This window comes from Mycoplasmopsis fermentans PG18 (genome assembly GCF_000209735.1).
GTDB classification, from domain to species: Bacteria; Bacillota_I; Bacilli_A; order Mycoplasmatales; family Metamycoplasmataceae; genus Mycoplasmopsis; species Mycoplasmopsis fermentans.
Map to the genome: position 1 here is coordinate 547,431 of NC_021002.1, position 1,860 is coordinate 549,290.

2 protein-coding genes and 1 pseudogene are annotated in these 1,860 nt (G+C 25.4%); 1 reads left to right on the forward strand and 2 read right to left on the reverse strand.

What is annotated here, in order from left to right:
* Positions 1-389: 389 nt before the first annotated feature.
* Positions 390-869: a hypothetical protein gene (locus MBIO_RS02500; protein ID WP_013526809.1), complete on the reverse strand. Its 480-nt coding sequence runs from the start codon at positions 867-869 to the stop codon at positions 390-392.
* Positions 870-1,154: 285 nt separating this feature from the next.
* Here MBIO_RS02500 and MBIO_RS02505 point away from each other — a divergent pair.
* Positions 1,155-1,319 (forward strand): annotated as a pseudogene (locus tag MBIO_RS02505) (exis); the annotation flags it as partial.
* Position 1,320: 1 nt separating this feature from the next.
* On the opposite strand, the gene MBIO_RS02510 reads toward MBIO_RS02505, so the two are convergent.
* Positions 1,321-1,680 (reverse strand): hypothetical protein, encoded by a 360-nt coding sequence (locus MBIO_RS02510; RefSeq protein WP_041594221.1) that lies wholly within the window; start codon positions 1,678-1,680, stop codon positions 1,321-1,323.
* Between the last annotated feature and the right edge of the window lie 180 nt (positions 1,681-1,860).

Genomic DNA, 1,860 nt, shown 5'->3' on the forward strand with positions numbered 1-1,860 from the left:
TCTTGCGTTTGAGTCTTATACAATAATAAGTTTTATTTTTTGTATTTTCAAAAATTATCAAAGGATGAATTTTAAATTTTGTATCGATATTTAGATGAAAAATATCTTCTAATAAAGGATTTGTAATTTTTAATGGTCTTCATAGTTCTAAACTCATATAAAAATTATACAAAAAAGAGGATTAAACCTCTTTTTAAGACGAACTAGAGTCTAAGGCGTATCATCAAGCGCTTAAAGATAAAATATGAGCTGCTTGCTTGTTCGATTACTCATATAACAAAATCCTTCTTAGACTATTGTTTAAATTATACTACAAATAAATAAAAAAATTAATAATTTTTCAAATCTTATTTGCATTGTTTACTCTTAAACAAATTGATAATCTTTTACTAAAAAATTATAAAAGGGTGGGCTTGAATTTTTCCGTTATTTAAAACTTTGCCATCAATTGCGGTATATACCATATTTAAATAATCTTCAAATACTTGCACTTGTACTGGAGTTCTTAAATTGTCAAATTTTCATTCGTTAGCTTTGTAAGACTTAACACATAGCTTAATGTTTTTTAATCTTATTTTCATTTCTCTTACTATGAAATATAATAGGAAATTTGATTTAAATAATTCCATCATATTGCTAATTCAAGTAAGATAGTATTTTATTTTTCTTCTTATTTCTTTATATCAAAACTCTATAAATTGTATATGAGTCATTAAATGACTGCAGCCATGTTTAGAAGAATTGACACAACTCATTAATTTGTTAATATCATAACTTAATGGTAAGTCTGACATATCACTAACCAAAGCTCACAAATCATTTAAATCTTTGTCACTACAATTTTTTAATGTTTCTCTTGAAATTAACATTTTTATTTTCCTTTCTTTATTTTTTAATATATAATAAATTTGCGGTTGTTCGGTTCAGGTTTAAGAGCAATCGCTCTTTTTTATTTAATTAAACTGAACAACAATGATAAGTAAAACAAAAGGTGAATGGCAAAATCCACTCACCTTTCCTTATTATTAAATATGAAATAATAAATCTAGTGATTAGCAAAAGGTTCAGGATTTTTACTTATCACAATTATTATATCGGGAATATATAACAATGTCAAATAAATTTATGAAAATTTTTCACGTTATAATTTAACTATGAAAATGCCAAGCTATAAAGATCTTAATTTTAATATCAAGAGAGAATTAAATAAATTAAAACCTAAAAGCTTTGAAGAATGAAAAGAAGCTAAATCAAAAGTTTTTTGCATTGCTCTTGGTAAATATTTAACCAAAATTAATAGCCACCAACCTGATATATTTTTTATTTTGCAAATAATTTATTAATTTCTTCATCGCTAAGAACAACCGGCTTAGCCTTAATTCTGTCTTTTTTATAGATTTGTATTTCTTTGAATTTCTTAATTGCAACTTGTTTCTTGCTCTTGCCAGCTTTAAAGCCTTTTTTATTCAAGTATCATCTAATACCATATATGCCACCAACAGCAAGACCTAAGGCAAGCATAACCGATACAATTCAAATTCAATAATTACTTTTATGGCTTGCTTTTGTTTTATCAACATCTAAATCTTCACCATTTGGCTTTTTATGCTTATCGTTTTGTATTTCTTTAAATCATAATTTATCATCAAAAGCATTATAATTTGCCTCAATATTATTCACCACTATAGCATAGGCAAAATTAATATTATTGCCTTCTTTAACTGGTAATAAAACAAATACTTGCCTCTAGCTTTATAATCTAAGCTTTTATAAAAGTTATCGTTTTGTATTTCTTTAATTGCCTTTTCTAAGCTTCGTGGTNACTTCTAATAGCTCAGTATCTTTATTTGATACGGAATA